Source organism: Micromonospora sp. LOL_024 (assembly GCF_048060415.1).
Classification (GTDB): domain Bacteria; phylum Actinomycetota; class Actinomycetes; order Mycobacteriales; family Micromonosporaceae; genus Micromonospora.
Genome location: NZ_JBHMIS010000012.1, coordinates 70,957 through 96,384 on the forward strand (window position 1 = coordinate 70,957; position 25,428 = coordinate 96,384).

Annotated in this window: 24 protein-coding genes; 12 read left to right on the top strand and 12 right to left on the bottom strand. The window is 71.4% G+C overall.

The window, feature by feature from the left end; genetic code table 11:
- Positions 1 to 110 precede the first annotated feature (110 nt).
- Genes ACFHWY_RS15200 through ACFHWY_RS15225 form a run of 6 tightly spaced genes read left to right on the top strand, consistent with a single transcriptional unit; the run spans position 111 to position 5,961 of the window.
- Complete coding sequence (locus tag ACFHWY_RS15200; RefSeq protein ID WP_416580835.1) at positions 111 to 1,241, top strand: LacI family DNA-binding transcriptional regulator; 1,131 nt, start codon at positions 111 to 113, stop codon at positions 1,239 to 1,241.
- A 20-nt stretch (positions 1,242 to 1,261) separates the two neighbouring features.
- Entirely contained in the window at positions 1,262 to 2,602 is a 1,341-nt protein-coding gene (locus tag ACFHWY_RS15205) for an ABC transporter substrate-binding protein (protein WP_416580836.1), read from the top strand.
- Between the two features lie 30 nt (positions 2,603 to 2,632).
- Entirely contained in the window at positions 2,633 to 3,616 is a 984-nt protein-coding gene (locus ACFHWY_RS15210) for a carbohydrate ABC transporter permease (RefSeq protein WP_416580837.1), read from the top strand.
- Entirely contained in the window at positions 3,616 to 4,500 is an 885-nt protein-coding gene (locus ACFHWY_RS15215; RefSeq protein WP_416580838.1) for a carbohydrate ABC transporter permease, read from the top strand. Before ACFHWY_RS15210 ends, ACFHWY_RS15215 begins: the two co-directional genes overlap by 1 nt.
- Complete coding sequence (locus ACFHWY_RS15220) at positions 4,484 to 5,116, top strand: hypothetical protein (RefSeq protein WP_416580839.1); 633 nt, start codon at positions 4,484 to 4,486, stop codon at positions 5,114 to 5,116. The genes ACFHWY_RS15215 and ACFHWY_RS15220 overlap by 17 nt, the downstream gene beginning before the upstream one ends.
- The gene (locus tag ACFHWY_RS15225) at positions 5,113 to 5,961 is read left to right on the top strand and encodes a PmoA family protein (protein WP_416580840.1); all 849 of its coding nucleotides are present in this window, start codon (positions 5,113 to 5,115) and stop codon (positions 5,959 to 5,961) included. Before ACFHWY_RS15220 ends, ACFHWY_RS15225 begins: the two co-directional genes overlap by 4 nt.
- 104 nt (positions 5,962 to 6,065) lie before the next feature.
- Here ACFHWY_RS15225 and ACFHWY_RS15230 read toward each other — a convergent pair whose 3' ends face one another.
- Complete coding sequence (locus tag ACFHWY_RS15230; protein ID WP_416580841.1) at positions 6,066 to 7,091, bottom strand: LacI family DNA-binding transcriptional regulator; 1,026 nt, start codon at positions 7,089 to 7,091, stop codon at positions 6,066 to 6,068.
- 138 nt (positions 7,092 to 7,229) lie between these two features.
- On the opposite strand from ACFHWY_RS15230, the gene ACFHWY_RS15235 reads away from it, so the two are divergent.
- The 4 genes from ACFHWY_RS15235 to ACFHWY_RS15250 are packed head-to-tail and all read left to right on the top strand — an operon-like array spanning position 7,230 to position 12,771.
- A complete protein-coding gene (locus tag ACFHWY_RS15235) occupies positions 7,230 to 8,537 on the top strand; it encodes an ABC transporter substrate-binding protein (protein ID WP_416580842.1) in 1,308 nt (435 codons plus the stop codon).
- Complete coding sequence (locus tag ACFHWY_RS15240; RefSeq protein ID WP_416580843.1) at positions 8,534 to 9,532, top strand: carbohydrate ABC transporter permease; 999 nt, start codon at positions 8,534 to 8,536, stop codon at positions 9,530 to 9,532. Before ACFHWY_RS15235 ends, ACFHWY_RS15240 begins: the two co-directional genes overlap by 4 nt.
- 2 nt (positions 9,533 to 9,534) lie before the next feature.
- A complete protein-coding gene (locus ACFHWY_RS15245; RefSeq protein ID WP_416580844.1) occupies positions 9,535 to 10,395 on the top strand; it encodes a carbohydrate ABC transporter permease in 861 nt (286 codons plus the stop codon).
- Positions 10,396 to 10,431: 36 nt separating this feature from the next.
- Positions 10,432 to 12,771 carry a glycoside hydrolase family 3 N-terminal domain-containing protein gene (locus ACFHWY_RS15250; protein WP_416580845.1) on the top strand — a complete coding sequence of 780 codons (2,340 nt, stop codon included), beginning with the start codon at positions 10,432 to 10,434 and terminating at the stop codon, positions 12,769 to 12,771.
- Between the two features lie 88 nt (positions 12,772 to 12,859).
- Here the strand turns inward: ACFHWY_RS15250 and ACFHWY_RS15255 are convergent, their stop codons facing one another.
- From ACFHWY_RS15255 to ACFHWY_RS15295, 9 genes are all read right to left on the bottom strand, one after another.
- A complete protein-coding gene (locus ACFHWY_RS15255) occupies positions 12,860 to 13,474 on the bottom strand; it encodes a hypothetical protein (protein ID WP_416580846.1) in 615 nt (204 codons plus the stop codon).
- Positions 13,475 to 13,642: 168 nt separating this feature from the next.
- On the bottom strand, positions 13,643 to 14,095 hold the full coding sequence (locus ACFHWY_RS15260; protein WP_416580847.1) for a hypothetical protein: 453 nt from the start codon (positions 14,093 to 14,095) through the stop codon (positions 13,643 to 13,645).
- On the bottom strand, positions 14,092 to 15,015 hold the full coding sequence (locus ACFHWY_RS15265; protein ID WP_416580848.1) for a hypothetical protein: 924 nt from the start codon (positions 15,013 to 15,015) through the stop codon (positions 14,092 to 14,094). The genes ACFHWY_RS15260 and ACFHWY_RS15265 overlap by 4 nt, the downstream gene beginning before the upstream one ends.
- On the bottom strand, positions 15,012 to 15,524 hold the full coding sequence (locus ACFHWY_RS15270; RefSeq protein ID WP_416580849.1) for a phage tail protein: 513 nt from the start codon (positions 15,522 to 15,524) through the stop codon (positions 15,012 to 15,014). The genes ACFHWY_RS15265 and ACFHWY_RS15270 overlap by 4 nt, the downstream gene beginning before the upstream one ends.
- Positions 15,505 to 18,102, bottom strand: coding sequence for a putative baseplate assembly protein (locus tag ACFHWY_RS15275; protein WP_416580850.1), 2,598 nt, complete (start codon positions 18,100 to 18,102; stop codon positions 15,505 to 15,507). The genes ACFHWY_RS15270 and ACFHWY_RS15275 overlap by 20 nt, the downstream gene beginning before the upstream one ends.
- Positions 18,099 to 18,560, bottom strand: coding sequence for a GPW/gp25 family protein (locus tag ACFHWY_RS15280; protein ID WP_416580851.1), 462 nt, complete (start codon positions 18,558 to 18,560; stop codon positions 18,099 to 18,101). Before ACFHWY_RS15280 ends, ACFHWY_RS15275 begins: the two co-directional genes overlap by 4 nt.
- Complete coding sequence (locus tag ACFHWY_RS15285) at positions 18,557 to 18,895, bottom strand: hypothetical protein (RefSeq protein ID WP_416580852.1); 339 nt, start codon at positions 18,893 to 18,895, stop codon at positions 18,557 to 18,559. The genes ACFHWY_RS15280 and ACFHWY_RS15285 overlap by 4 nt, the downstream gene beginning before the upstream one ends.
- Positions 18,895 to 20,490: a phage baseplate assembly protein V gene (locus tag ACFHWY_RS15290; protein ID WP_416580853.1), complete on the bottom strand. Its 1,596-nt coding sequence runs from the start codon at positions 20,488 to 20,490 to the stop codon at positions 18,895 to 18,897. Before ACFHWY_RS15290 ends, ACFHWY_RS15285 begins: the two co-directional genes overlap by 1 nt.
- Positions 20,487 to 21,269, bottom strand: a complete 783-nt coding sequence (locus ACFHWY_RS15295) for a hypothetical protein (protein WP_416580854.1) — start codon at positions 21,267 to 21,269, stop codon at positions 20,487 to 20,489. Before ACFHWY_RS15295 ends, ACFHWY_RS15290 begins: the two co-directional genes overlap by 4 nt.
- Positions 21,270 to 21,503: 234 nt before the next feature.
- Here ACFHWY_RS15295 and ACFHWY_RS15300 point away from each other — a divergent pair, with 234 nt between their 5' ends.
- Positions 21,504 to 21,788 (top strand): hypothetical protein, encoded by a 285-nt coding sequence (locus ACFHWY_RS15300; protein WP_416580855.1) that lies wholly within the window; start codon positions 21,504 to 21,506, stop codon positions 21,786 to 21,788.
- Between the two features lie 309 nt (positions 21,789 to 22,097).
- On the opposite strand, the gene ACFHWY_RS15305 is transcribed toward ACFHWY_RS15300, so the two are convergent.
- Complete coding sequence (locus ACFHWY_RS15305; RefSeq protein ID WP_416580856.1) at positions 22,098 to 23,078, bottom strand: LacI family DNA-binding transcriptional regulator; 981 nt, start codon at positions 23,076 to 23,078, stop codon at positions 22,098 to 22,100.
- Positions 23,079 to 23,235: 157 nt separating this feature from the next.
- Here ACFHWY_RS15305 and ACFHWY_RS15310 point away from each other — a divergent pair, with 157 nt between their 5' ends.
- Entirely contained in the window at positions 23,236 to 24,501 is a 1,266-nt protein-coding gene (locus ACFHWY_RS15310; protein WP_416580899.1) for an MFS transporter, read from the top strand.
- A gap of 10 nt (positions 24,502 to 24,511) precedes the next feature.
- On the opposite strand, the gene ACFHWY_RS15315 is transcribed toward ACFHWY_RS15310, so the two are convergent.
- Positions 24,512 to 25,270, bottom strand: a complete 759-nt coding sequence (locus ACFHWY_RS15315) for a class I SAM-dependent methyltransferase (protein ID WP_416580857.1) — start codon at positions 25,268 to 25,270, stop codon at positions 24,512 to 24,514.
- Positions 25,271 to 25,428: the final 158 nt, after the last annotated feature.

Here is a 25,428-nt window from a genome sequence, read left to right on the forward strand (position 1 = left end):
AAGGAGCGTCTCCGCAACACAGCTGTAATCATTCGTCGTTGACACTGAGGCAACCGTTTGCATTAATTGGCGGCACCGTGACCGCCGACACATCGATGAGGGAGGCCTGAATGCCAGTCACCATCCGGGATGTGGCACGAGCCTCCGGCGTGCACATCTCCACGGTCTCCCGCACCTTCTCCGCGCCGCACCTGGTCAACCCCGAGACCCGGGTGCGGGTACTGGCGTGTGCCGAGGATCTGGGCTACCGGCCGAACCGGGCCGCCCGCGCACTCATCACGGGTCGTACCCACAACATCGGCCTGATCATCGCCGACATCGCCAACCCGTTCTTCCCGCCCCTGATCAAGGCGGCGGAGAGCCAGGCCCGGCATCGCGACTACCACGTCTTCGTCGCCGACACCAACGAGGACGCCGCAGCCGAGGAAGAGCTGGTCCACGCCCTGGCCAAGCAGGTCGACGGGGTGCTGCTGTGCAGCCCACGCATGAGCAACAGCCTGATCGAGCAGCTCAGCCGGGAGGTGCCGTTGGTGGTGGTCAACCGCCAGTTGGCCGGCCTGCCGTGCGTCCTGATGGATGTCGGTCAAGGTGCCCGCTGCGCCATCGAGCACCTCGCCGGACTGGGGCATCGGGAGATCGCGCTACTCGCCGGCCCACGGGGCTCCTGGACCAGCCGGGAGTTGCGCCGGGCAGCCGGTGTCGCCGCCCGGGCAGCGGGCGCCGACCTGACGGTACTCGGCCCCAACCCGCCGACGGAGAACGGCGGTTTCGCCCAGGCGGAGCAGGTGCACCGGGCCGGCGTCACCGCCGTGCTCGTCTACAACGATCTGATGGCGATCGGCCTCCTCGAGGGGCTCGACGCACTCGGGATCCGGGTGCCGCAGGAGATCAGTGTCGTCGGCGTCGACGACATCTCCCTCAGCCGGCTCACCCGCCCCAAGCTGACGACGGTGGCCACGCCAACCGCGGCCGCCGGCCGGACGGCCGTCGACATGTTGCTGCAACATGACACCGACTTTCCCCGCTCCGGGCGCGGGGGCGGTGCCACCGTGGCTGTCGGCGTCCGTCGCACCACCGCACAGGTAATGCTCCAGACCGAGTTGGTCATCCGCGACTCCACCGCGCCGGGCCCCCATGCCGGCCGGGAACGTTCCGGTGCCGCTGCCGCTGGCCCGGGTCCGCATCGCCGTGCGGACCCGGGCGACCCGATCGTGGCCGCCGGTGACGTCGTCGCCTCCTAACGCCAAGGAGTTGAGCGCACATGCACCCCGCAACGCACCCCACCGTCGACGCGCCTGACCGGCGCACCCACCGTACCTCCCTGTTCCGCCGCCGGTTGTTGCGCGGCCTGCTCGCCGCCGTCGTGGCCCTGCCGCTGGTCGGCGCGGCCGCGGCCTGCGGCGATGATGCCGCCTCCGACGGCACGACCAAGATTTCGATCTTCTGGTGGGGAGGCGAGGCCCGGGCCCAGCTCACCGAGCAGGCTCTTGATCTCTACACCCAGAAGAACCCGGACGTCATCTTCGAGAAGACCTGGCAGGCCAACCAGGGCTACTTCGACAAGCTGGCCACCCTCACCGCCGGCGGAAACCCGCCGGACATCTTCCAGATCGACGACAACTTCCTCGCCGAGTACGCCGCCCGCAACACCACCCTGGACCTCAAGCCGCACCAGGACTCCGGTGACCTGGACACCACCAAGTTCCCGCCCAGCCTGCTGCAGTACGGCGTGGTCGACGGCAAGCTCGCCGGCCTGGCGGCCGGGGAGAACACCCAGGGTCTGGTCTACAACAAGACGCTGCTGACCAAGAACGGGCTGCCCGAGCCGACCACCGGGATGAGCTGGGAAGCGCACATCGCCTGGGCCGAAGAGGTGGCCAAGAAGACCAAGGTGCCCGGCACCCAGGACCCCAGCGCCGACTACAAGGCGTTCTGGGTCTGGCTACGCCAGCAGGGCAAGGACCTCTACGCCGGCAACGACCTCGGCTTCACCGCCGAGGACGTGACGAAGTGGTTCGAGCTGTGGAAGGGCGCCCGGGACCGGGGTGCCACCCCGACCCCCGACGTGATCCACGAGGGCAACGCCACCGACATCACCAAGCAGCTCGTGGTGACCGGCAAGTCGGCCACCTCCTGGGTCTGGGTCAACCAGATGCCGGAGTTGAAGAAGAACACCGCCGACGAGCTGGGTGTCATCGCCTACCCGGGTGATCCCAGCGGTCAGTGGGCCCGTGCCTCGATGTACTGGTCGGTCTTCCAGGGCAGCAAGAACGCGGAGATCGCGGTCGACGTGATCAACTTCCTGGCCAACGACCAGGATGCGGTCAAGCTGCTCGGCACCGACCGGGGCCTGCCGTCCAACCTCGACCTGCGCCGGGTGGTCAGCGACGACACCACCGACGAGGCCATGAAGCAGTCCATCGCGGTCGAGACCGAGCTTGCCGCGTCGTTCGGCGAGTCGCCCCAGGTGCCGATCAAGGGCCACAGCAAGGTCCGCGCCGAGTTGACCAAGGCCGCCGAGAACGCCCAGTACGGCCGGGCCACTCCCGCCGAGGCCGCCGCCCAGTTCGTCGAGGCGTGCAAGGCAGCAATCGCCTCCTGATCCGCCGCAGTACCCGGAGAGGAGCAGTTCGTGGCACCGACCACGGCGCCCGACCCGACCCGCCGCGGCACCGGATCCGTCCGGCCCGACGCCACCAGGCGCGGGACCGGACGGATCCGGCACGGGGAAGGTCTGGCCGGTTACGTCTTCCTGTCGCCCTGGCTCATCGGTCTGATGGGCATCACGGCGATACCCATGCTGTTGTCGCTGTACCTCAGCTTCACCGACTACGACATCCTGACCCCGTTCTCCGAGGTGCAGTGGGTGGGGCTGACCAACTACGAACGGATGTTCACCAGCGATCCGTCGTGGTGGCACTCGGTACGGGTCACTCTCAGCTTCGCCCTGATCGCGGTGCCGTTGAAACTGGCCGCGGCGCTCGGGGTGGCCCTGCTGCTCAACCGGGCCTGGCGCGGCGTCGGGCTGTTCCGCGGCCTGTTCTATCTGCCGTCGCTGCTCGGCGGCAGCGTGGCGCTGGCCATCGTGTGGGTGAACATGTTCAACCGCGAGGGGGCGTTCAACTCCTTCCTCGCCTTGTTCGGCATCGAGGGCAAGCCCTGGGTCAACGACCCGGACTGGGCGCTGGAGACGCTCATGGTGCTGGCCATCTGGCAGTTCGGCGCACCGATGGTGATCTTCCTGGCCGGGCTCAAGCAGGTGCCGACCGAGCTGTACGAGGCCGCCTCGGTCGACGGCGCCGGCAAGTTCCGGCAGTTCGTCAACGTGACCCTGCCGATGCTCTCCCCGGTGATCTTCTTCAACCTGGTGCTGGAGACCATCAACGGATTCCAGGGGTTCACCGCCGCGTTCGTGCTCAGCAACGGCACCGGCGGGCCGGTCGACTCGACCCTGATGTACACGCTCAACCTCTACATCACCGGCTTCACCGACCTGGAGATGGGCTACGCCTCCGCGATGGCGTGGGTGTTCCTGATCGCCATCGCGAGCATCACGGCCGTCTTCTTCAGCACCGGCCGGTTCTGGGTGCACTACTCCGACGGAGAGGACCGCTGATGGTGGCGAGCACCGTGGCCCCGCCCGTGGCGACCCGCCCGCAACGCCCGCGCAGCCGCTCCTGGCTGCGGCTGATCGTGCTGCTGGCCATCGTCGCGGTCGTGCTCTACCCGCTGATCTGGATGATCGGCACCTCCTTCAAGTCGCAGGAGGAGATCGTCAACAACATCGGCCTGCTGCCGGAGCGGTTCACCCCGGGCAACTACACCAACGGGTGGGGCAACTTCGACGTCAGCTTCGGCAGGTTCTTCCTGAACAGTGTGATGGTCAGCATGCTCACCGTGGTCGGCAACGCGGTGAGCTGCCTGCTGGCCGCGTACGCCTTCGCCCGGCTGAGATTCCGGCTACGCGGGATGTGGTTCGCCGTCATGATCGGCACGCTGCTGCTGCCGGGGCACGTGCTGATCGTGCCGCAGTACATCCTGTTCCGCAGCCTCGGCCTAGTCGGCGGCGAATGGCCCTACCTGCCGCTGCTGATCCCGCAGTTCCTCGCCACGGAGGCGTTCTTCGTCTTCCTCATGGTGCAGTTCATGCGGAGTATCCCGCGCGAGTTGGACGAGGCGGCGCGGATCGACGGCGCCAACGCGTTCGGCATCTTCCGGCACGTCATCCTGCCGCTGAGCCGTCCCGCCCTGGTGACCACTGCGATCTTCTCGTTCATCTGGACCTGGAACGACTTCTTCCGGCAGCTTGTCTTCCTGTCCAGCCTGAGCGACTACACGGTCCCGGTGGCGTTGACCCTGTTCATCGACTCGACCAGCCAGAGCGCGGTCGGACCGATGTTCGCGATGTCGGTGCTGTCCCTGCTGCCGGTCTTCGTGTTCTTCGTCGCCTTCCAACGGATGCTCGTCGAGGGGATCAACACCAGTGGACTCAAGGGCTGACTCTCCCCCCGGGCGGCGTGAGCCGGCTCGGGACTGGCGGGACACCGTCCGGGACGCGGCCGACCTGGCGTTGCTGGGCATCCTGACCGTGCTCGCCGCGGCACCGGTGCTGACTGCCGGCGCCGCGGTCGGCGCCGCCAGCGCGGCCGTGCACGACTGGCTCACCACCGGCAGTTGGCCGACGGCGCGGCGTACCGTGTCGCGGTTCGGTCGGGGCCTGCTGCCGGGCCTGCCGGTGGCCCTGATCGTGCTGGCCACCGTGGGCCTGCTCGCCGCCAACCTGACCGCATTGGCCGCCGGTCGAGTGCCGGGCGGGGCGGTGGCGTCGAGTCTGACCACCGCCGTCGCGGCGGGGCTGCTCGGGTACGCCGCCGCGGTGGTGGTCGAGGTGGGCCGGACCGGCGGCATCGGATGGCGGACGGCGGCCGTCCAGGCCGCCCGGGTCTGCCTCGATCATCCCGGGCACTGGGCCGGACTGGCCGGCACCACCGCGGTCGCGGCGCTGCTCGGTGTGCTGGTCACCCCGGTCGCGGTGCCGATCCTCGCGGGGTATCTGCTGGCCGCCGTGCACGCCGTGGCCCGCCGCCGGCCGGTCGTCCGGGCGGAGTTGCCGTGACCGACGGCGACGCGGATCTGCTGGTCGGTGGTGTGCCGGTCGCCCGCTACGTGCTCGCGCCCGACCTCGACGCCAGGCACGGACCCCGGCCCTACCTGCACCCGGTGCGTACCCTGGCCGGCACTCCGGTGACCGAAGCGCTGCCCGACGACCACGTCTGGCACCTCGGTGCGTCCCTGGCGGTGCAGGACGTCGACGGCACCAACCTCTGGGGCGGGCGGACGTACGTGCGCGACGTCGGCTACACCTGGCGCGCCGACCACGGCCGGATCAGCCACGCAGGTTGGCGACACCGCGCCGACGATCGGCTCGACCACCTGCTGCACTGGTGCGATCCAACCGGGTCGGTGCTACTGACCGAGCGACGTCGGCTGACCGCCACGGCGGTGCCCGGTCATCCGGACGCCTGGCGGCTCGACGTCGACAGCACCCTCACCGCTCCGATCGGGCGGGACGTGACGCTGGGCAGCCCGGCCACCAACGGCCGTCCCGGAGGTGCCGGCTACGGCGGGTTCTTCTGGCGGGCGGTCGCGGCCGAGCCGCCCGAGGTGTTCACCGACTCGCTTGACGGTGAGGTGGCGGTCAACGGGTGCGACCAGCCGTGGGTGGCGTTACGCGGGCGGGCGCCGCAAGGGGGGGCGTACACCCTGGTCTTCTCCGGCTTGGGCGCTGACGACCGGTGGTTCGTCCGGACCACCATGTATCCGGGGGTCTGTGTGGCCTTCGCCTACGAGCGGACCACGGCCGTCCCGGCCGGCACCAGCCGGCACGGCCGTTATCGGGTCGTCGTCGCCGACGGGACTTTGCACCGCGACACGGCCGCCGTCCTCGCCGGCACCTCCTGACATTCTGCTGGTGCCGCTGCGGCTCGCCGCACGTGGCTCGTCGGCCGCCGCCTCGTCACGAATGCCGGGAGGCGCCGCATCTCGCGAACGCCGTCCGCCAGGACCTACGCGGTGGGAACCTCGGACGGGGCGAGGGGGCGGCAGGAGGCGCGGACGACCAGTTCGGTGGGGAGCCGGATGTGGATGTCGCGTTCGACGCCGGCGATCAGGTCGACGAGTAGGCGAAGCGCCTCGGCCCCCATCTGTTGCAGCGGCTGCATGATCGTCGTCAGCGGCGGGTTGACCAGCGCCGACTCCGGGATGTTGTCGAAGCCGATCACCGAGAGGTCGTCGGGAACGCACAGGCCCATGCCCCGGGCCACATCTACGGTGGAGATGGCGGAGAGGTCGTTTCCGGCGAAGACGGCGGTGGGTCGGTCGGGGAGCACGAGCAGCTCGGTGGCCGTGCCGGCGGTGCTCTCGACCCGGAAGCCGCCGACGCGCACGAGCCGCTCGTCCACCGGCATCCCGGCGTCGGCCATGGCCTGGCGGAAGCCCGCCTCACGCAGCCGGGACGACTCGAGGTCGGGGCGTCCGCTGATGTGTCCGATGCGGCGGTGCCCGAGGGACAGCAGGTAGTTGGTCGCGAGCACCGCGCCGGCGAAGTTGTCGGAGTCGATGGTGGGCAGGCCCGACGGCCCGGTGTGCGGGTCGACGGCCACGACGTGGAAGCCCTGTTTGGTCTCCACCACCGTGGGCGTGACGATCACGGCCCCGTCGATGAGGGTTCCCGACAGGCGGGCCAGTGACCGCCGCTCCCAGCCGACCGCCCGCCCGGCGCCGTCGCCGCCGGAGTAGGCAAGCAGTTGGTAGCCGGTGCCGGCGACCTGCGTGGAGGCGCCCTTCAGCAGCTCGGTGGAGAACGGCTCGAACTCGGCGACCAGGATGCCCAGGACGTTGGTGCGGTGACTACGCAGACTCTGCGCCCCCAGGCTGGCCTCGTATCCGAGCTGGTGGATGACCTGCTGGACCCGTTCCACGGTCGCCTGTGCGACGCCGTAACGGCCATTCACGACCTTGGATACAGTAGCCACCGAGACGCCGGCCGTGCGGGCCACGTCCGACATCTTCACACGCTGCGGGAACACCACGCCGACGATGATAGAGGGCCGTCCGCCCCGCGTTGCAGGCGAGTCGAAAACGTTATCGACACCGATTGACACTTAGTTACAGGGCTGTAAAACTCGCCGTCAGGCCGAGCACCCGACTGACTGGTCGAGGAGAAACCCATGGCTATAAAGCGTCGCGTAACCACCGTCCTGGCACTGTCCATCACCACCGCACTGCTCGCCGCCGGCTGCGGCGGCGGCGACTCCGAAGCGCCTTCCGAGAGCGAGCTGTTCAAGAACCCGGTGACCCTGACCTGGTGGCACAACGCCTCCCAGGACGGGGCGGGCAAGACCTACTGGGAGAAGGTCGCGAAGGACTTCAACGCGCTGCACCCCACGGTCACGATCGAGATAGAGGGCATCGAGACCAACCAACTCCAGCGCACCCGGCTGCCCGCCGCGCTGCTGAGCAACGACCCGCCGGACATCTTCCAGGCGTGGGGCGGCGGCGAGATCCGCGAGCAGGTCGAGGCCGACTACCTCAAGGACATCACCGAGCAGGTCAAGGACGAGGCTGCCAACATCGGCAGCGCGGTCGAGATCTGGCAGGTCGACGGCAAGCAGTACGGCCTGCCGTACCGGATGGGCATCGAGGGCATCTGGTACAACAAGGACATGTTCGAGCGGGCCGGCATCGCCGCTCCGCCGGCCACGTTCGACGAGCTGAACGATGCCGTCACCAAGCTCAAGGCGATCGACGTCATTCCGATCGCTGTCGGTGCCGGTGACAAGTGGCCCGCCGCGCACTGGTGGTACAACTTCGCGCTGCGTGCCTGCTCGGTCGACACGCTGCGGAAGGCGTCCCTGGAGAACGTCTTCGACGACCAGTGCTTCGTGAAGGCCGGCCAGGACCTGAAGGCCTTCATCGACACCGAACCGTTCCAGGACAACTTCATCGCCACGCCGGGCCAGAACGACCCGACCAGCGCCAACGGCCTGCTGGCCAACGGCAAGGCCGCGATGGAGCTGATGGGCGACTGGAACAAGGGCAGCCTGGACACCATCACCACCGACCAGGCGGCGCTGAACAAGTTCATCGGCTGGTTCCCGGTGCCGGCGATCACCGGTTCCGCTGGTGACCCGAAGGCGGCCCTCGGCGGTGGCGACGGCTTCGCCTGCGCCAAGAACGCCCCGGCCGAGTGCGTCGAGTTCCTCAAGTACATCGCGAGCACCGAGGTGCAGAAGGGCTACGCCGAGACCGGCACCGGCCTGCCGGTCGCCAAGGGTGCCGAGGAAGGCGTCAAGGACCCCGCCCTCAAGTCCATCCTGGAGGCCACCACCAGCGCGACCTACGTGCAGCTCTGGCTGGACACGGCCTTCGGCAGCACCGTCGGCAACGCGATGAACGACGCGATCGTTGCCATCTTCGCCGGCAGCGGCACGCCCGAGCAGGTGGTCGAGGCCATGAAGGCGGCCGCGCGCAAGTGACCTCCACCAACCCAACCGTGGACCCCGCCGGCGGCGCAGCTGCGCCGCCGGCGGGCCCGCGGCCCGCTCGGCGCCCTTCTTCCCGGGCCGCCGAGACCCGCCGCAAGTGGTACGAGATCATCGGCCTCACGACGCCAGCCGTGATCGTCTACGTGATGTTCGTGCTGGTACCGATGGGCTTCGCCTTCTACTACAGCCTCTTCCGCTGGCGCGGCGTCGGACCGCCCACCGACTTTGTCGGCTTCGACAACTACGTCCTGGCCTTCCAGGACCCGATCTTCCTCGACGCGCTGCGCAACAACGGGATCATCGTGTTCGGGTCGCTGCTGATCCAGGGGCCCATCGCCCTGGGCGTGGCCCTGCTGCTGAACCGCAACTTCCGCGGGCGCACCGTGTTCCGCCTGTTGGCATTCGTGCCGTACGTGCTCGCCGAGGTCACCGTCGGCATCATGTGGAAGCTGCTGCTGTCCGACGCCGGCACGGTCAACGCGTTCATGCAGTCGCTGGGCATGGGCGGCCTGGTGCAGGCGTGGCTCGCCGACCTCGACCTCGTCATCTGGACGCTGCTGTTCATCCTCACCTGGAAGTACGTCGGCTTCGCCATCATCCTGCTGCTCGCCGGCCTGTCGAACGTTCCGCAGGAGTTGAACGAGGCCGCAGCCATCGACGGCGCCGGTTGGTGGCAGACCCAGCGTCACGTGACCCTGCCGTTGCTGGGCCCGACGATCCGGATCTGGATGTTCCTGTCCATGATCGGTTCGTTGCAGGTCTTCGACGTGATCTGGGTGACCTCGGTGCCGGCGGTACGGTCGCTCGGTGCGTCGGCCACCATGGCGACGTACATGGTGGACAACGGATTCTTCGCCCGGTTGTGGGGTTACGGGAACGCGGTGGCGGTCATCCTGTTCGCCATCTCGTTCGTGGCGGCGGTGCTGTTCCAACGCTTCCTGCTGCGTCGTGACATCGAGGGCGCCATCACCAGAAAGGCGAACTGACCGTGACCGCGAACGCCGTCCTGTCAACGCGCGCGAAGCGCCGCCCGGTGTCGTGGGGTAACCCGCTCACCTACGCGCTGGCGCTCGCGGTCGCGGCCGTGTCGATCACCCCGGTGGTCTACGTGATCATCGGAGGTTTTCGCACCACGCCGCAGATCGTCGCGGACCCGGCCGGGCTGCCCGACCCTTGGGTCTGGGACAACTATGCCCGGGTGCTGACGCAGAGCGATTTCTGGCGGCAGGTGTTCAACAGCGCGGTGGTGTCGTTGGGCACGACGCTCGGCGTCGTGGCGCTCGGCGTCAGTGCCGCGTTCGTGCTCGCCCGCTACAGTTTTCGCGGACGGGAGGTGCTCTACACCTTCTTCACGCTCGGCCTGCTCTTCCCGGCCGGGGCGGCGATCCTGCCGCTCTACCTGATGCTGCGCGACCTCAACCTGATCAACTCGTACTACGCGGTGATCCTGCCGCAGGTCGCCTTCGCGCTGCCGCTGACCATCGTGATCCTGCGGCCGTTCCTGACCGCCGTCCCCCGCGAACTGGAGGACGCCGCCGCGATCGACGGCACCGGCCGGCTGGGCTTCCTTTGGCGCATCATGCTGCCGTTGTCCCGGCCGGCGCTCGTCACCGTCGGCATCCTGGCGTTCGTCACCAGCTGGAACGCGTTCCTCCTGCCGCTGCTGGTGCTCGGCGACGCCAGCCTGCACACCCTGCCGCTCGGCGTGCAGAACTTCTCCAGTCAGTACACCTCCGACACAGCGGGCATCCTCGCCTTCACCTCGCTGGCGATGTTGCCGGCACTAATTTTCTTCACGTTCGCCGAGAAGCAGATCGTCGGTGGCCTGCAAGGTGCGGTCAAGGGCTGAGCGGTAGCGGCATGAGCAACAGAGGGGTAGTTCAGCATGACTGAGGTCCGCGAGGTCGTGAGCGGGCCGGCGCCAGCGCCGGCCCGGACAGATCCGGCTCACGACGGTCCGGACGGGCGCCACGGGCCGGACGGCGAGGCGCGGGTACGTGAGCTGCTCGGCCGGATGACGATCGAGGAGAAGGTCGCGCAGCTTGTCGGCTTCTGGGAGAAGGCAGACGGCGAGGCCGTCGCACCGTTGCAGGGTGAGTTCAGCGAGGTCGTCAGGATCGAGGACTTCTCCCGACACGGGCTTGGCCACCTGACCAGGGCCTACGGCACCCGCCCCGTCGAGACCGCCGCCCGCGCCGCCTGGCTGTGGAAGTTCCAGTCGGACCTGGTGACGGGCACCCGGCTCGGCATACCGGCGATCGTCCACGAGGAGTGCCTCACCGGGCTCTCGGCGTGGAAGGCGGCCACCTTTCCCACCCCGCTGGCGTGGGGCGCCGCGTTCGACCCCGACCTCGTCACCGAGATGGCCGCGTCGATCGGCGCGTCGATGCGGGCCCTGGGCATCCACCAGGGACTCGCCCCGGTCCTCGACGTCATCCGTGACCCGCGCTGGGGGCGGGTCGACGAGTGCATCGCCGAGGACCCCTACCTGGTCGGCACGATCGGCACGTCGTACGTGCGCGGCCTGCAGTCGCAGGGGGTGCATGCCACGCTCAAGCACTTCGCCGGCTACTCCGCCTCGCGTGCCGGGCGCAACTTCGCGCCGGTGCACGCCGGCCCGCGGGAACTCGCCGACGTGCTGTTCCCGCCGTTCGAGATGGCCCTGCTCGACGGTGCCGCGCGTTCGGTCATGCACTCCTATGCCGAGATCGACGGCGTGCCCGTGGCCGCCGATCCGACGATGCTGACCGGCGTGCTGCGGGACAGGTGGGGCTTTGACGGCACAGTGGTGGCCGACTACTTCGGCGTGGCCTTCCTGAACCTGTTGCACCACGTCGCGGGCGACCACGGCGAGGCGGCCGTGCAGGCGCTGACCGCCGGTGTCGACATCGAGCTTCCGACGGGCGACGCCTACCTGACCCTGCCGGAGACGGTGCGGGCCGGAAAACTCGACGAGGCGGTGATCGACCGGGCGGTGCTGCGGGTGCTTCGCCAGAAGCTCGATCTGGGGCTGCTCGACGCCACCTTCACCGACGGACCGACCGCGTCGGTCGACCTGGACTCGCCCGAGCACCGGGCGATCGCCCGCCGCCTCGCGGAGAAGTCGATCGTCCTGGTCGCCAACCAGGGAACGCTGCCGCTACCGGCGGGTCGGCGGGTGGCGGTGATCGGCCCGAACGCCGACCGGCAGAGCGCGCTCTTCGGGTGCTACTCGTTTCTCAACCACGTGCTCGTGCAGCACCCGGGCGTAGAGATCGGCATCGAGGTCCCGACGGTCCTCGACGCGATCCGGGCCGACTTCGGTGCCGAGCGCGTCAGCTGGGCGCAGGGTTGCGACCTCGACGACGACGACCGGTCCGGCTTCGACGAGGCGGTCGCCACAGCGTCCGCCGCGGACGTCGCGGTCCTGGTCGTCGGCGACCACGCCGGCCTCTTCGGGCGCGGCACGGTCGGCGAGGGCTGCGACCGCGACGACCTGGAACTGCCCGGCGTCCAGCGCGAACTCGTCGAGGCGGTGCTGGCGACGGGGCGCCCGGTCGTCCTGGTGCTGCTGACCGGCCGACCGTACGCGGTGGACTGGGCGCTGGCGCGGTGCGCGGCGGTGCTCCAGTCGTTCTTCCCCGGTGAGGAGGGCGCGGGCGCGATCGCGGGCGTGCTCTCCGGGCGGGTCAACCCGTCCGGCCGGCTGCCGGTCAGCCTGCCGGCGTCGGCGGGGGCGCAGCCGTACTCGTACCTGCATCCCACGCTCGGTGAGGGCAGCGAGGTGACGAACCTGTCGGCGACGCCCGCTGCCCCGTTCGGCCACGGCCTGTCCTTCACCACATTCGAGTACGCCGATCTGATGGCACCCGCCACAGTGCCGACCGACGGTGCCCTGCCGGTGACCGTACGTGTCACCAACACCGGCGCGGTCGCCGGCGAGGACGTGGTCCAGCTCTACGGCCGCGACCTGGTGGCGTCGGTGACCCGGCCGGTGGCGCAGCTGCTCGGGTACCGGCGGCTGAACCTGGAGCCGGGCCAGTCGGTCACGGTCGAGTTGACGGTGCCCACCACCCGGCTGGCGTTCTCCGATCGCACGCTCACCCGGGTGGTGGAGCCCGGTGACGTCGAGATCTGGGTGGGCTCCAGCGCGCGCCGCGACACCCAGACCCTCGTTACCCTCACCGGTGACACCACCCCGATCACCACCGCCTCCCCCCGCTGGACCACCTCCGTAGTCAGCTGACCCCACTTCGCGTCGATCTAGGAGTTTTCGTCGTCGTTGGAGATCGACTGACGACGAAAACCCCTAGATCGACGCGGGTGGCCGCTGGCTAGTGGTGAGGGTCGGGTTCGGCGCGGAGGGCGGCGGTGGCCCGGATCGCCTTGACGATCGCCGGGATCGAGCCGATGAGCAGCACCAGCGCCCAGATGATGGCGACTACCGCGAAGACGATCGCGCCGACGTCGTCGAGGATGCTCGTCACGATCACCGGCACCACGTTGTGCAGGAATTCCAGGACCACCGTGCAGAGCAGGCTGGTCAGGATCAGCAGGACCAGGCCCTTGTTCTGCAGAAACCCCGGCTGGGCCAGGATCAGCAGTCCGGCCCAGGTCAGCTTGAGCAGCAGCACCAGGCCGAGCAGCACGGCGGCGTCGCCGACCGGGAAGAAGCCCCACAACGCCAGGTACGCCAGTGTGCCGAACGGCGGCGCCAGGAACAGGGACACCATGATCATAAGCTCGACGAAGGCGATGATCAGCGCCACGAGGGCCACAATGATCAGAATGATGGAGAAGATCAGGGTGGCGACGCCCTGGATCCGCCCGTGGAGCCGGTCGGGTAGCAGCAGGCCGAGACAGAACAGCCCGGTCGTCCAGAGCGCCACCACGTCGACCAGCGCCAGGTAGCCGGTGCCGCGGCCGGATGGCTCGCGTACCCCGCTCACGTCGTCGACCTCGACGCCGAGGTCGGCGGCCCCCCCCGACCAGCGCCGCTCCGGCGTCGCCGCCGCCCAGCAGCAGCCCGGCCCCGGCCTCGACGCCGACCGCCAGCACCAGGGCGAGCATCGCCAGCACCAGGAACGGTTTACGCAACGCGCCCATCGCGGCCTCCCTCAGTCCCGCGCGACCGTGACGAGGCATTCGCCAGGGCAGCTCACCAGCACCGTGCCGGCCCGGTCGACGGCGATACGGGCCACCGCGCCGCTGCCGTCGTCGGCTGTCGTGACCTCGTCGGTGACGGTGAGGTCGGCGTCACCGGGGGCGCCGGCCCGCACGGTGAACGCGTCCCGGCTGCGCAGGACCAGCGTGCGCAGCCCACCCGGATCTGCCACCCGCAGCGCGCAGCGGCCGGCGACGACCATCCGGCCGGGCGCCTGCGCGCAATCCGCGTCCACGGTCGCCGGGTCGACCGTGTCGCGTCCGCCGCCGGCCCGGCCGAGCAGTTCGACCAGCGGGTTGCGGGCCGACGGGTCGCCCCGGTCGCCTCGCCCTGCGCCGACCGCCACCGCGAACACCACCACCAGTACGCCGAGTGCGGCCAGCAGGGCCTTCTGCTGACCGCTCACCGGCTGTCCTCCGGGCGGACCACGCTGAACCGGATCATGTCGACGCCGGCGAAGTAGCGGTCCGTGCTCTGCGTCTTGCCGACCGTGACCAGGGTGACCCGGTGTGCTCCGGCGCCGAGCCGCACCCGGCCCACGTCGACCCAGTCGGTGACCTGCACCGTGGGCGTGAAACCGAGGAACGGGTCACCGACCTGCCGGTCGTCGATCAGGAACACGATGTTGGCGTAGTCGAAGGAGGTGGTCAGCACGGCGGAGAACTGCCACGTCGCCTCCGCGGGCAGCTCCACCGTCACGGTCACCCTGTCGTTGACCGCGCGGCCCTGGAAGAACAACTGGGTGTCCTGCGACCAGGTCACCTGGCAGCAGTTCCGCTGCGCGACCACGGTCGCCGCGGAGCCCGCCGGCGACTCGACCCGCGCCCCGGGAACCAGGACCTCCGCCTCGATGGTCACCACCGGCAGCTGCGGTGGCGGCTCGTCGTCGCGGGCGACCAGGAACACCACCACCGCCGAGACCACCAGCACCAGCGCCGCTGCCGCGGCTATCCACGACCAGGGCGTACGCGTCGGCGGCGGCACCGCCCGCACCTCGTAGGTGACCCGACCGCTGGAGCGGGAACTCTCCTCGGGGGCGGTGTTGGCCGAGTACGCGAATCCGGTCATGTCGTAGCGTCGGGGTGGTGTCCCCGGCGGCACGGCCAGGCGGACCAGGAACGACACGGAGCCCTGCCCGGGGACCACCCGCTGCGGCTCGGTGACGGTGAACCACGACCGTTGGGTGCCGTCGCCCGGCGCCACGTCGAACACCACCGTGTCCGGCGCGACACCCGGGTTGGAGACGGTGAAGGTCAGCTCACCGCCGTTGCGGGTGTCCAGGGTGAACTGTTCGGCGGCGGCGACGACGGTCCATTCGGTGGTCATGACGGCTCCTCGATGATGATCTCGGCGGTGACGGCGACGGGCTTCTCCGCCTCGACAATGCGGCTGACCAGGGCCAGTTGGTCGGCGGCGGTCGCGGGCACCCGGACCACCACGTGGAAGGGCCGTTCGGCCGGTTCGTCGAGGACGAAACCGGTGACCCCGGTCGCCAGCTCCAGGGCGGTGCGCAGCCCGTACGGGGTGCCCCGCCAGGCCGCCAGCGGCGCGCCGTGCGCCACCAGGTCCCGTAGCCGGCTCAACGGCAGCGGCAGTGGCGCGTCCCGCCGGGGTACGGCGACCACGTGGTCCATCGCCATCCAACGGGCCAGGTAGGACACCATCGGGCCGGGCGCCCGGTATGGCGCGAACAGTGCGTCGACCTCGGCCAGCAGCGCCTCGTCCGGGGCGTGCAGCGACTCCATCACGTCCAGCAGCGCCCGTAGCACGCTGCCCGGCACGTCGGCCCGTTGGTAGGCCGCCGGCAGCAGCCGCTCAATTCCCGCTCGACGCATCCTGTCGCACCACCTCGATGTCGTGCTCGCCGGAGCAGAGCAGCCAGGTGTCGGGAACCGTCACCACGTCGGCGGTGGCCTGGTTGGCGCTGGCCGACCAGTCCGCCGCGTCGGCGCTGCGGTACACCCCGTGTTCGCCGCCGGCCAGCACCAGTCGCTCCGGCCCGGCGGTGGTGGCGACCGCGTCCACCGGCACGAACCGGGTGCGGTCGCGCAGCGGCAGCCCGCAGTTCACCGACACCGGCGACCACTGCGGCTGCGCCGCCAGGGTGTCCAGGCGCAGCACCCCGCCGCTCTGCGTCGCGGCCAACGCGAGGGTGCCGCTGAAGGCGAGCTCCCGGCAGGTGCCGCCGATCCAGCCCGCCTGCACCGCCTGCCACTTCACGTCGGACTCGAACAGCCGGGCCCGGAAGCAGCCCTGTCCGGGTTTTTTCGGGTCGGGCTCACCGGCGCCACTCCACAGCAGGGTGGCCGGGCCGTCGTACTGCACGGTGAGCACCCGGTTGTCGACGTTGGCCAGGCCGACGTGGTGGAAGCTGCCGGGGCGGCCGGCGTTGCCGGACAGGTACACCCCGAAACCGGCCTGGGCCGCCACCGCCACTCCGGCGCCGCCGCGCTCGGAGACGAACGCCCGCACCGCGTAGAAGCCCCGGTCGGCGTCGGCCGGGTCGACCAGGATCTGCAACGGCACCGCGCCGGGCAGCAGGGACACCTCGTACAGGCCGGTGTCGGTGGCGACCAGCAGCGTTCCCGCACCGTCCCGGTCAATCCACGCCAGGTCGCTGATCCGCGAGTCCAGGTCCGTCAGCAACGACCAGGTCTCACCCAGATCAGTGCTCAGGTGTACCCGGGAACCGCCGCCTTCGCGGGCGGTGGCCACCGCCACCGAGCCGGGACGGGGCACGATGCCCGGGCGGAGCGGAGCGGGGGCGGGCGCGACCCGCTGCACGGTCTCCCGGTCGAAGCGTCCCGCCGGCTCCCAACCGGCGCCCGCGTTGGTCGACCGGAACAGCACCGCGCGGCTGCCGGCGTACCAGGTGCGGGGCTGGTACTCGTCGGCGGCGAGCGTACGCGCCTGGTTGTCCGGCGCCTCGTCCACCACGAACCGCACGGACTCGACGTAGCGCACCCCCGGTTCGGCGTGCTCCAGCAGCCGGTACACGTTGGACGCCCGCAGCGGCTCGCCGAACGCCCAGCCGGTCGGGTTGTGTGCGGTCGGCAGCGGGCTGAGTGTCTGGTGCAGCCGGTCGTGGATGCGCCGGCGTACCGCGTCGATGTCCTCCTCCCGGCGGACCACCACCCGGGCCCGGATCGAGACCGCCTTGTACCGCGCCCAGGAGGCCCGGCAGGTGGTGCCCAGCGAGCGGCGGCGTTCCAGGTCCGCCTCGACCCGCAGCCGAGCCTCCCGCACCTCGTGTTCACGCAGCACCGCGACCGGCAGTTGCCCGCCGGGCCGTGCGTCGGCCGGCACGTACGGCACCAGCACCACCTCCACCTCGCCGGGCCGGGCGAAGCTGTAGACGGCGGCGCGGGTGAACGCACGGGCCCGGCTGACCCCACCGGCGGCGGTGGCCAGCACCTCGAAGTCCCGGGCGGTCACTGCCCGCTGCTGGGCGACGAACGCGTACGGCCCGCGCAACAGCACCGACTCCATGACTTCCATCTCCCGGCCGCCGACCGCCGGCCGCGGGTTGACCGCCTTCACGCCGGGCAGCGGGTCACGCAGGCTGGTCAGCGTGCCCGCCGCCACGTTGCCGGTGGGTCCGCCACCGGCGCGGTACCACAGCCGCACCTGCCGCCCGGCGGGTGGCACCGCCGCTACCGGACCGTCCGCGACGGCCGGCGAACTGTCGGCCGGCCCCCGCAGGTCCAGCGCGGGGGCGAAGGTCACCGTGCCCGAGCACCGGTCCACCAGGTACGTCTTGTCCTGCGGGCCGAGGCCGGCGAAGCTGTCCACCGTCCGCCAGATCTCGAAGGTGTGCCCGTCGTGTTCCCGGGCCGCCGCACCCAACTCCACCGACCCGGCCGGCACCTCGACGCCGAGCAGCAGGTCCAGCGCTTCGGCGGTACGCGCCAGCGGCGTCCGCCCGGCGCGTAGCACCTGCCCCGGCTGCCCGGTGCCCACGCCCAGCAGCTCCGCCTCGACCGGCTCGCAGTGGTGCATCCGGACGGTGACCTCACGTTGCCCGGCGGCGAGCAGCGCCGGCTCGCAGGTGACGAAGACGACCGGCCGCGGGTCGGCACCCCGGGCCGCGGCCACCCGGGTGCCGGCCGGGATCCGCAGCGGGGCGTCGTCGGCGCCGGTGCGGGTGAACCTGACGTCCGCCCAGGCCGCTGCCGGCGGGTGCCGGGTCACCCCGAGCAGGTTGAGGAAGGAGACGTACGCCTTCTCCGGCAGCTGGTTCAACCGATAGATCATCACCTCGGTGAGGTGGGCGAACGCCTCCAGCAACGCGACACCGGGATCGTGCGCGGACAGGTCGGTCCAGCCCGGGCAGGACTGCCGGATCCGGTCCCGGGCCTCGGTCACCAGGTCGAGGAACGTCCGGTCGTCCAGGTGCGGCACGGGCAGCGTCATCGCGCCTCCTCGGCGTCGGGATCGGGTGTCGGCCCGGTGGGCGGCTCGTCGTCGCCGGGCAGCAGGTCGACGGAGAGGACCAGCTGACCGGGGGTGAGGCTGGCCCGGATCCGGTAGTCCAGCCGGATCACCAGGCGCCACGGGTCGTCCGGGTCGGGACCGGCGTCGACGTCGAGCACGTCGATGCGTGGCTCCCAGCGGGCGATGGCCGCGCGGACGTAGTGGATGGCCAGCCCGGCGGTGGTGTCGTCGTTGGGGGCGAAGACGAGCCGGTGCAGGCGTGAGCCGTACCCGGGTCGCATGAGTCGTTCGCCCGGGGTGGTGGACAGCAGCAGGAACAGCGCCTGGCGTACCGTCTCGTCGCCGTCGGTCATGGCCAGCCCGCCGGCAGCGGTCAACCCCAACCCGCCGCCCTGGCCCGGGTCGAAGCCGGCGCCGAGGAAGCGGATCGCCCTCACCGGTCGGCTCCCACGAAGCGCTGCCGGGGATCGCGTACCCGGTAGGTGAACTGGCCGGGCGGGCTGCCGTTGGTGAAACCGGACAGGTGGGACAGCACCACCCGCCGGCCACCGACGCGCACCCAGTCGCTGTAGCCGGCGCGTACCGGCTCGGTGCTGGTGCACGGCTTGACCGTGGTGCCGTAGTTGGGGCACGCGACAATCGGCCGGCCCTTCGGGTCGTCGGCCACCAGCACCGGCACGCCGGCGACGGTGACCCACTGCTGGGACGCCTGGTTGCGGACCCGGCCGTCGTGACTGCACCTGATCACCGAGTCGCGATGGATCCAACGCATCAACCGCCTCCTTCGTGGTGGGCGCGGGCGAGGACGCGGGCCCGCTCGGCGGCGGTCTCCGGATCCTCGACCGCCTCGGCGTGCAGGAAGTCGACGCTGCGGGCCCGGATGACCATCGCCCGGCCGGGGGCGGAGAGCACCATGTCGGTGGCGGCGTGCAGGGTCGCCAGTTGCGGGGTCAGTTCCAGCCAGCTGCCGGCGTCGGTGCTCAGCCGCAGGCTGCCCGCCACGTCGTCGATGACCACCTGCTGGCCACCCGAGGTCCGTAACGACCAGCGCCGGGCCCGCCCGTCGTGCACCCCGGTGTCGTACGGCTCGACCGTGCCGAACAGCGAGCCGAGCACCACACCGGAGGCGGGTTCACCGCCGGGCAGCGCCACCAGCACGTTGTCCTGCGGATCGGGTAGCGCCACCAGCCCCTTGCCGTGGCCCGCGCCGGGGCACAGCACCGCCAGCCAACCGGCGTCCGCCCCGCCGTACGCCGGTAGTCGCACCCGTATCCTCCCCAATCCGTCGGGGTCGGTGACGTCGGTGACCGTGCCGAGGGTGACCACTGCGGGGGTGGGTTGCCCGGCGGTCGGTTGCGGAGGCGGCACAGTGGAGAAGCGGCTCAGGTGGCCGTCGGCGTCGACGGTGTGCACCACCTCGGTCAGCACGTACGTGCCGGCCACCGCGTCGGCGACGCCGGTCAGGTGGATCCGGCGGCCGGGTCGTAGCGCGGGGTCGCCCTCGGCCGTTCCCTCGGCGGTGACCAGGGCGGCGGCCCGGCAGTCGAGCCGGGCCTGGGCCAGCGCGGCGATCTCGTCGCCGCTGCGTCCCGGCTGGTCCAACGCGGTACGGGGGCCCTCCGCACCCACGTCGGCCGGGTCCGGCCGGACCGCCGTGTCCCGTCCGCACCGGGGGGTGGTGGCGCTCTGGTTGATCGGTTCGGCCCGCTGCGGGTGCCAGCCCAGCGCCGTGCTCTCCCCGATCGTGGTGTCGGAGTTGACCGACAGGCGCAGGCCGTGCACGTCGCGGCCCAGTTCGAGGGGGATCGGCTCGCCGTGACCGTCCAGGGTGACCAGGCGCAGCACCGCGCCGTCGACGCACAGGTGCAGCCCGGCCCGGCCGGTCACCTCCAGCAGCAGGTCCAGGTCGCTGGGCCGGTGGTGCGGCAGCCGGTCCAGTCGCGGCCCGTCGACCTGCGCGTCGACCCGCAGCCCGAGGTCGGCGCAGAGTTCCCGGGCCAGCTCGGCGGCGGTAATCGACTCGAAGACCCGCAGCCGTTGCCGCTTGCGCAGCCGGTGCAGCGCGTCGTACCCGCGTACCCGCACGGTTGCGGCGCCGTCGGCGGCGTACTCGACCTCGACGGCGGTGACCTCGCCGGTGAACAGCGCCTCCGGGTGCCCGTCGAGGTGGACGTCGAGGCTCGCGCCGACCCGGACCGGCCCGGTCAGCGCGGCGCTGCCCGGGTTGACGTCCAGCGCCACCTCGCACTGGGTGGGCCGGTCCAGCCGGGCGGCCACCCGCAGCGAGCTGACCCGGCCGCGCAACGTGTCGGGCAGCGGCGCTCCGTCGAGCAGCACGGTCAGCGCCCGGGGCGCGGCGGCGGTCACGGCCCGCTCCCGCTGAAGACACCGGACCGCGGTGGCACGGCGAGCGCGGGCGTGGCCGGTGCGGCGCCGGGCAGCGGCGGCACGGCCAGGGCGGTGCCGGCGGGTACGGCGAGCGGGTTGGTGATCCGGTTGTGTTCGGCCAGCAGCCGCCAGCGCAGCGGGGAGCCCAACGCGTCGTGGGCGAGCAGGTCGAAGCGTACGCCCGAGGAGTCGGCGGTGGTGGTGCCGTCGCCAGCGGCGACGACGGCCGTGCCGGGCGCGACGGCCGGGGTCTGTGCGACGGACAGCTCCTCGGCGAAGCCTTCCCGTGCCCGGTTGGCGTCCTCCGCGACCCGGACCAGTTTGAGCCGGAGCCAGGAGCGGCGCGGTGATCCGGTGGCGGTGAAGGCGTCGAAGCGTTCCGCGACGGCGACGATCACGCCCGGCACGTTCCACGTCTTGCCCCAGACCAGCCGGACCGGTGGTGGTCGCAGCCAACCGTGTTCGACCGTCGAGTTCTCCGCCAGCATCCACAGCGGGCGGGTGAGGGCCCGTACGTCGGCGGGGCGGACCTGGCCTTCGGCGAAGTCGGTGTCGAAGAGCAGGTCGAGGACGAGTTCGGTGCGGCCACCGCCGGTGAAGACCAGCGGGTCGTCGGCCAGCCCGGCGCCGGTGAGTTGGCTGCCGGCGCTGCTCCGTGGCCGGATCCCGGCGAGCCGGGTCACCTGGACGGTCTCGGGATTGAGCAGGCAGTCGATCCGCTCGCCGGTGGTGTCGATGAGGAATGCGACGCGTTCCATCAGCCACCGGCCTGCTCACTGTCGAGCCGGCGCAGCCGTTCGGCGTCCGGGCGGCCCGGGTCGGGTGGCGAGCACCGGGTCCGGTCGTCGGGCAGAGCGGGCCACGGATCGGGTAGCTTCCAGCCATCTCGTGGGGGCTGCGGTTCCACCTTCGGCCAGGACGGGTTCGCCGTCGGGTCCCGGCGTCTGTCCTCGGCCGGAGGTCTGCCGTCGGGTCGGTGCCCGGCAGTACGGGTGGGCGGTCGGGCGGAGACCGGGTTGCGGGTGACTCCGGACGGGCTGTGGGCGTTCGCCCGCCAGGAGGTGCCCGAGCAGGGCCGGGTGAAGCACTACTTCTGTGCCGCTACCCGGGCCGGGCAGCGGGACGTGGTGCTCGGCGAGGGCGCCGCCCTGGTCTTCCTCCCGGCGGCCGAGATCCTTGACGGTCGTCCATACACCCCCGGCACGATGGAGGTGTTGACCCGATTCCTCGGCTCGGCGGAGTACTCCCGTCTCACCGCGTTGGCCGCGCCCGACTGAACCGCCCGCCCGGGAGCGTGGGCTGTGGCGGGTGAGCGGCTGCCCGTGCGGTCGCGTGTGACCGGACCGGCTGCGATGGGTGCCAGTGGACGTGCCGGGCCAGCTCGCAACGCGGTCCGGCTCGGCGTCATCCGCAGCACCTCGGGCAGGCGCCTGCCCGAGGTGCGTTGACCCGCCAGCCCCCCGTCGGTGCAGCGCGAGGGCGGCGGCCAGCCTGCCGACCTCCCCGCCGCGAGCCGCGCCGACCTCACCGCCGCCGTCCGTGACCTGCTGCGCGCCTTCGCCGGCTGACGGTGTTCGCCCCCCGCGTCAGGCGCTGTCGCGAAGGACCAGCGCTGACGGGAAGACGGTCGTCGCCGGTGTCGGGCGTTGCTCCAGCACCATGGTCGCGGCCGTGGTGATGATCTGCCGAACCGGATGGCTGGCGGTGGTCAGCGCCACCGTCGAGGCCAGTGGGATGTCGTCGAACCCGGTGACCGCGACGTCCTCGGGCACCCGGAGGCCGTCGGCGCGCAGCCGGCCGATCACCCCGAGCGCGGTCGCGTCGCTGATCCCGACGATGGCGTCGGTGTCGGGCCATCGTCGCAGTACCTCCCGGGCGGCGGCCTGCCCTCGGGCCGCGCTGAAGTCGCCGACCACTTCCCGGGTCGGCAGGCCGGCGTCGCACAGCAGTTCCCGGTACGCCTGCCGTGAACGGTCGGCGCAGGCCAGCCAGCGCGGTCCGGTGACCATGGCGATCCGTCGGCGTCCGGTGGCGTACAGGTGACGGACGATCGCCGCGGTGCCGCCGCCGTTGTCGATGTCCACTGACGGCACCGTTGCCGAGCCGATGCCGATCGACACTGTCCGGCCGCGCAGCCGGCGTGGCACCAGCGCCAGCAGTGACGGGGTCGTGTTGAGCAGAACCAGGCCGGCCACGCCCCGGTCCTCGGCCAGCTGGGTCAGCCGCTCCGGCGCGTCCAACGGCAGCCACTGCAGTGCGACTCCCAGGTCGTGCGGTGCGCAGGCCCGTGCCACCGCGGCGACCGCCTGGTCGACGTATGGGTCGTCGAGGGCGGCCGGGCCGGTGCCCGCCACCGCCACCAGCAGCCGTACCCCGGTGCCGTGCACCAGCGCCCGGGCCGCCGGGTTCGGCAGGTAGCCGAGCAGGTTTGCCGCTGTCCGTACCCGCTGCCGTGCGGTGGTGGAGGCGAAGCCCGTACCCGCGATGACCCGCGACGCCGTCGAGCGGGACACCCCGGCGGCGCGGGCGACGTCGTCCAGGGTTGCCGGCCTGCGTGCCGTCGTCATGATCGTCTCCCCGTCATGTGGAACCCGCCGGAGTGGCGTGCGCCCATCCGCATCATGCCGCCCCGGACGGCGGACGGTAAGGACCCAAATCGGTTGTGGTGGTAGCGCTCCCAGGTGTCTGATCGTGTCAGTGCTTGAAGAGAGGACCGGAACGTACGTGGACCCCGCTGTCACCGCCCCCACCACACCGTCGAACAGCCCGGTTCCAGCGCGGGCGGTGCTGGCCGCCCGCAACGGTGTCGCGGTGGTGTTCGCGTTCAACGGGCTGGCCGTGGCCACCTGGTTTTCCCGGGTGCCGGCGGCCCGCGACGGGCTGGAGCTCAGCCCCGGCCGCCTCGGCCTGCTCCTGCTCGCCATGTCGGTCGGCGCGATCCTTGCCATGCCCACCGCGGGGCTGGTGACCCAGCGGCTCGGTGCGGCCCGCGCGGTGGCGCTGTCCACCCTGCTGGTCGCGCTCGGGCTGACCGTCGCGGGGGTGTCGGCCGGGGTCGCCGGTTCGTTGGCCGGGGTGGCGGTGGGCCTTTTCGCCCTCGGCTACGGCTCTGGCAGCTGCGACGTGGCGATGAACATCGAGGGAGCCGCGGTCGAACGGCGGCTCGGCTGGACCGTGATGCCCCGGTTCCATGCCGCCTGGAGTCTCGGCTCGGTGGCCGGTGCCGGCCTCGGCGCGGGCGCCGCCCGGCTAGGTGTGCCGGTGGGCGTGCATCTCGGCGTGCTGGCGGCGATGGTGTTCGGCGGCACCCTGCTCGGGGTGCGCGCATTCCTGCCGGCCGCGCTGGAGTCCGCAGGCACCGCCGCCGCGCGCCGGGGCCGGCTGCTGACCGCCTGGCGGGAACCCCGGACTCTGCTCATCGGCCTGCTGGTGCTGGCGGCGGCGTTCGCCGAGGGCAGCGCCAACGACTGGGTCGCGGTGGCCTTCATCGACGGTTACGGCTTCAGCGAGGCGGCCGGCGCGGCGGTCTTCGGTGTCTTCGTGGTCGGCATGACGCTTGGCCGCACCCTCGGCACGGTGGCGCTGGACCGGTGGGGCCGGGGGCCGGTGCTGACCACGACGATCCTGCTCGCCGCCGGCGGTGCCGGCCTGGCGGTGCTCGCCAACTCCGGCCCGGTCGCGGTGGCCGGCGTCGCGCTGTGGGGCATCGGCGCCTCGCTCGGCTTCCCGGTGGGCATGAGTGCCGCCGCCGACGAGGAGGAGCACGCCCACGTCCGGGTCAGCGTGGTCGCGGTGATCGGTTACACCGCGTTCCTGGCCGGCCCGCCGCTGCTGGGCCTGCTCGGCGATCAGGTGGGCACGCTGCGGGCGCTGCTGGTCGTACCGCTGCTGCTGCTGCCGACTCTGTTTCTGGTCCCCGCGACGCGGCCGCCCGCCGCCGGCAACACGGGGGTGCCGGCGCGGGCGGGCTCAGTGGACCCACCCGCCTAGCGGACCGGCGTCAGCGGAGGGCGACCACCGCGGCGTCGCCGCCGCCGCGCCACAACGTGCCCACCTCGCGGAAGCCTGCTCGGGTGAGGGCGTCCAGGTGCCAGGAAGCCGGCGGGGTCCACTCCGGGCTGTGGCCCGAGGGGTAGATGGCGTGCCGTCGCTCGACCAGTGGGCGCAGGGTCTGATCCTGTGCCGCCTGGTCCCACCACTGTGACCAGGACAGGGCGGCACCGGCGGAGTGCCGCGCGACTCGGCGTTGTTCGGCGCGGGCGAGCAGGCGTTTGGTCAGCTCCGGCAGGGTGTCCTCGGGCATGTGGTCGGCGTTGACCAGCAGGCCGCCGGGCCGGAGCAGGTCACGGAGTTCGGCGTAGAGAGTGGTCAGCCGGTCGGCGGGCAGCCAGTGCAACGCGGTGGCGGTGAGCACCGCGTCGTAGCTGCGGAGCGGCAGGGCGGCGTGCCAGTCGGGCTGCTTGAGATCGGCGGTGACGATGGTGGCGCGGTCGCCGAGCGAGGCGACGGCGAGGGCGAGCAGGGCGGGGTCGAGGTCGACCAGGGTCACCTCGGCGTCAGGGAAACGGCGCAGCGCGCGTAGCGAGATCGTGCCGGTGCCGCCGGCCAGGTCGAGCAGCCGTAGCGGCGCGGTCTCAAGGGCCGCGTCGACCGCGTCGAGCATGGCGGTGAACCGGTGCTCCCGATCCGGCAGGTACGCCTCCTGCTGTCGGTCCCAGCTCTCCTGCCAGGCGTCCGGATCGGTGATGTAAGGAGTCATGCCTAGAAGGCTACTTACCGACCGGCCTTCCTGTCCAGCCTTGTTGCCTAGGTCTTGCAATTGCACAAGTATGGCAGAGCGGTGATCGGGCCGGGGGTGGATCGGGACGCCGATCCACCCCCGGCTTTCGCTGACCGGCGGTGACATGATGTCCGTCC

What these genes read in the sequence shown, in the direction of transcription:
- ACFHWY_RS15200 (WP_416580835.1), top strand. Translation starts at nt 111, where the DNA reads ATGCCAGTCACCATCCGGGATGTGGCACGAGCCTCCGGCGTGCACATC.
- ACFHWY_RS15205 (WP_416580836.1), top strand. Translation starts at nt 1,262, where the DNA reads ATGCACCCCGCAACGCACCCCACCGTCGACGCGCCTGACCGGCGCACC.
- ACFHWY_RS15215 (WP_416580838.1), top strand. Translation starts at nt 3,616, where the DNA reads ATGGTGGCGAGCACCGTGGCCCCGCCCGTGGCGACCCGCCCGCAACGC.
- ACFHWY_RS15235 (WP_416580842.1), top strand. Translation starts at nt 7,230, where the DNA reads ATGGCTATAAAGCGTCGCGTAACCACCGTCCTGGCACTGTCCATCACC.
- ACFHWY_RS15250 (WP_416580845.1), top strand. Translation starts at nt 10,432, where the DNA reads ATGACTGAGGTCCGCGAGGTCGTGAGCGGGCCGGCGCCAGCGCCGGCC.
- ACFHWY_RS15265 (WP_416580848.1), bottom strand. Translation starts at nt 15,015, where the DNA reads ATGACCACCGAATGGACCGTCGTCGCCGCCGCCGAACAGTTCACCCTG.
- ACFHWY_RS15270 (WP_416580849.1), bottom strand. Translation starts at nt 15,524, where the DNA reads ATGCGTCGAGCGGGAATTGAGCGGCTGCTGCCGGCGGCCTACCAACGG.
- ACFHWY_RS15275 (WP_416580850.1), bottom strand. Translation starts at nt 18,102, where the DNA reads ATGACGCTGCCCGTGCCGCACCTGGACGACCGGACGTTCCTCGACCTG.
- ACFHWY_RS15285 (WP_416580852.1), bottom strand. Translation starts at nt 18,895, where the DNA reads ATGCGTTGGATCCATCGCGACTCGGTGATCAGGTGCAGTCACGACGGC.
- ACFHWY_RS15295 (WP_416580854.1), bottom strand. Translation starts at nt 21,269, where the DNA reads ATGGAACGCGTCGCATTCCTCATCGACACCACCGGCGAGCGGATCGAC.
- ACFHWY_RS15305 (WP_416580856.1), bottom strand. Translation starts at nt 23,078, where the DNA reads ATGACGACGGCACGCAGGCCGGCAACCCTGGACGACGTCGCCCGCGCC.
- ACFHWY_RS15315 (WP_416580857.1), bottom strand. Translation starts at nt 25,270, where the DNA reads ATGACTCCTTACATCACCGATCCGGACGCCTGGCAGGAGAGCTGGGAC.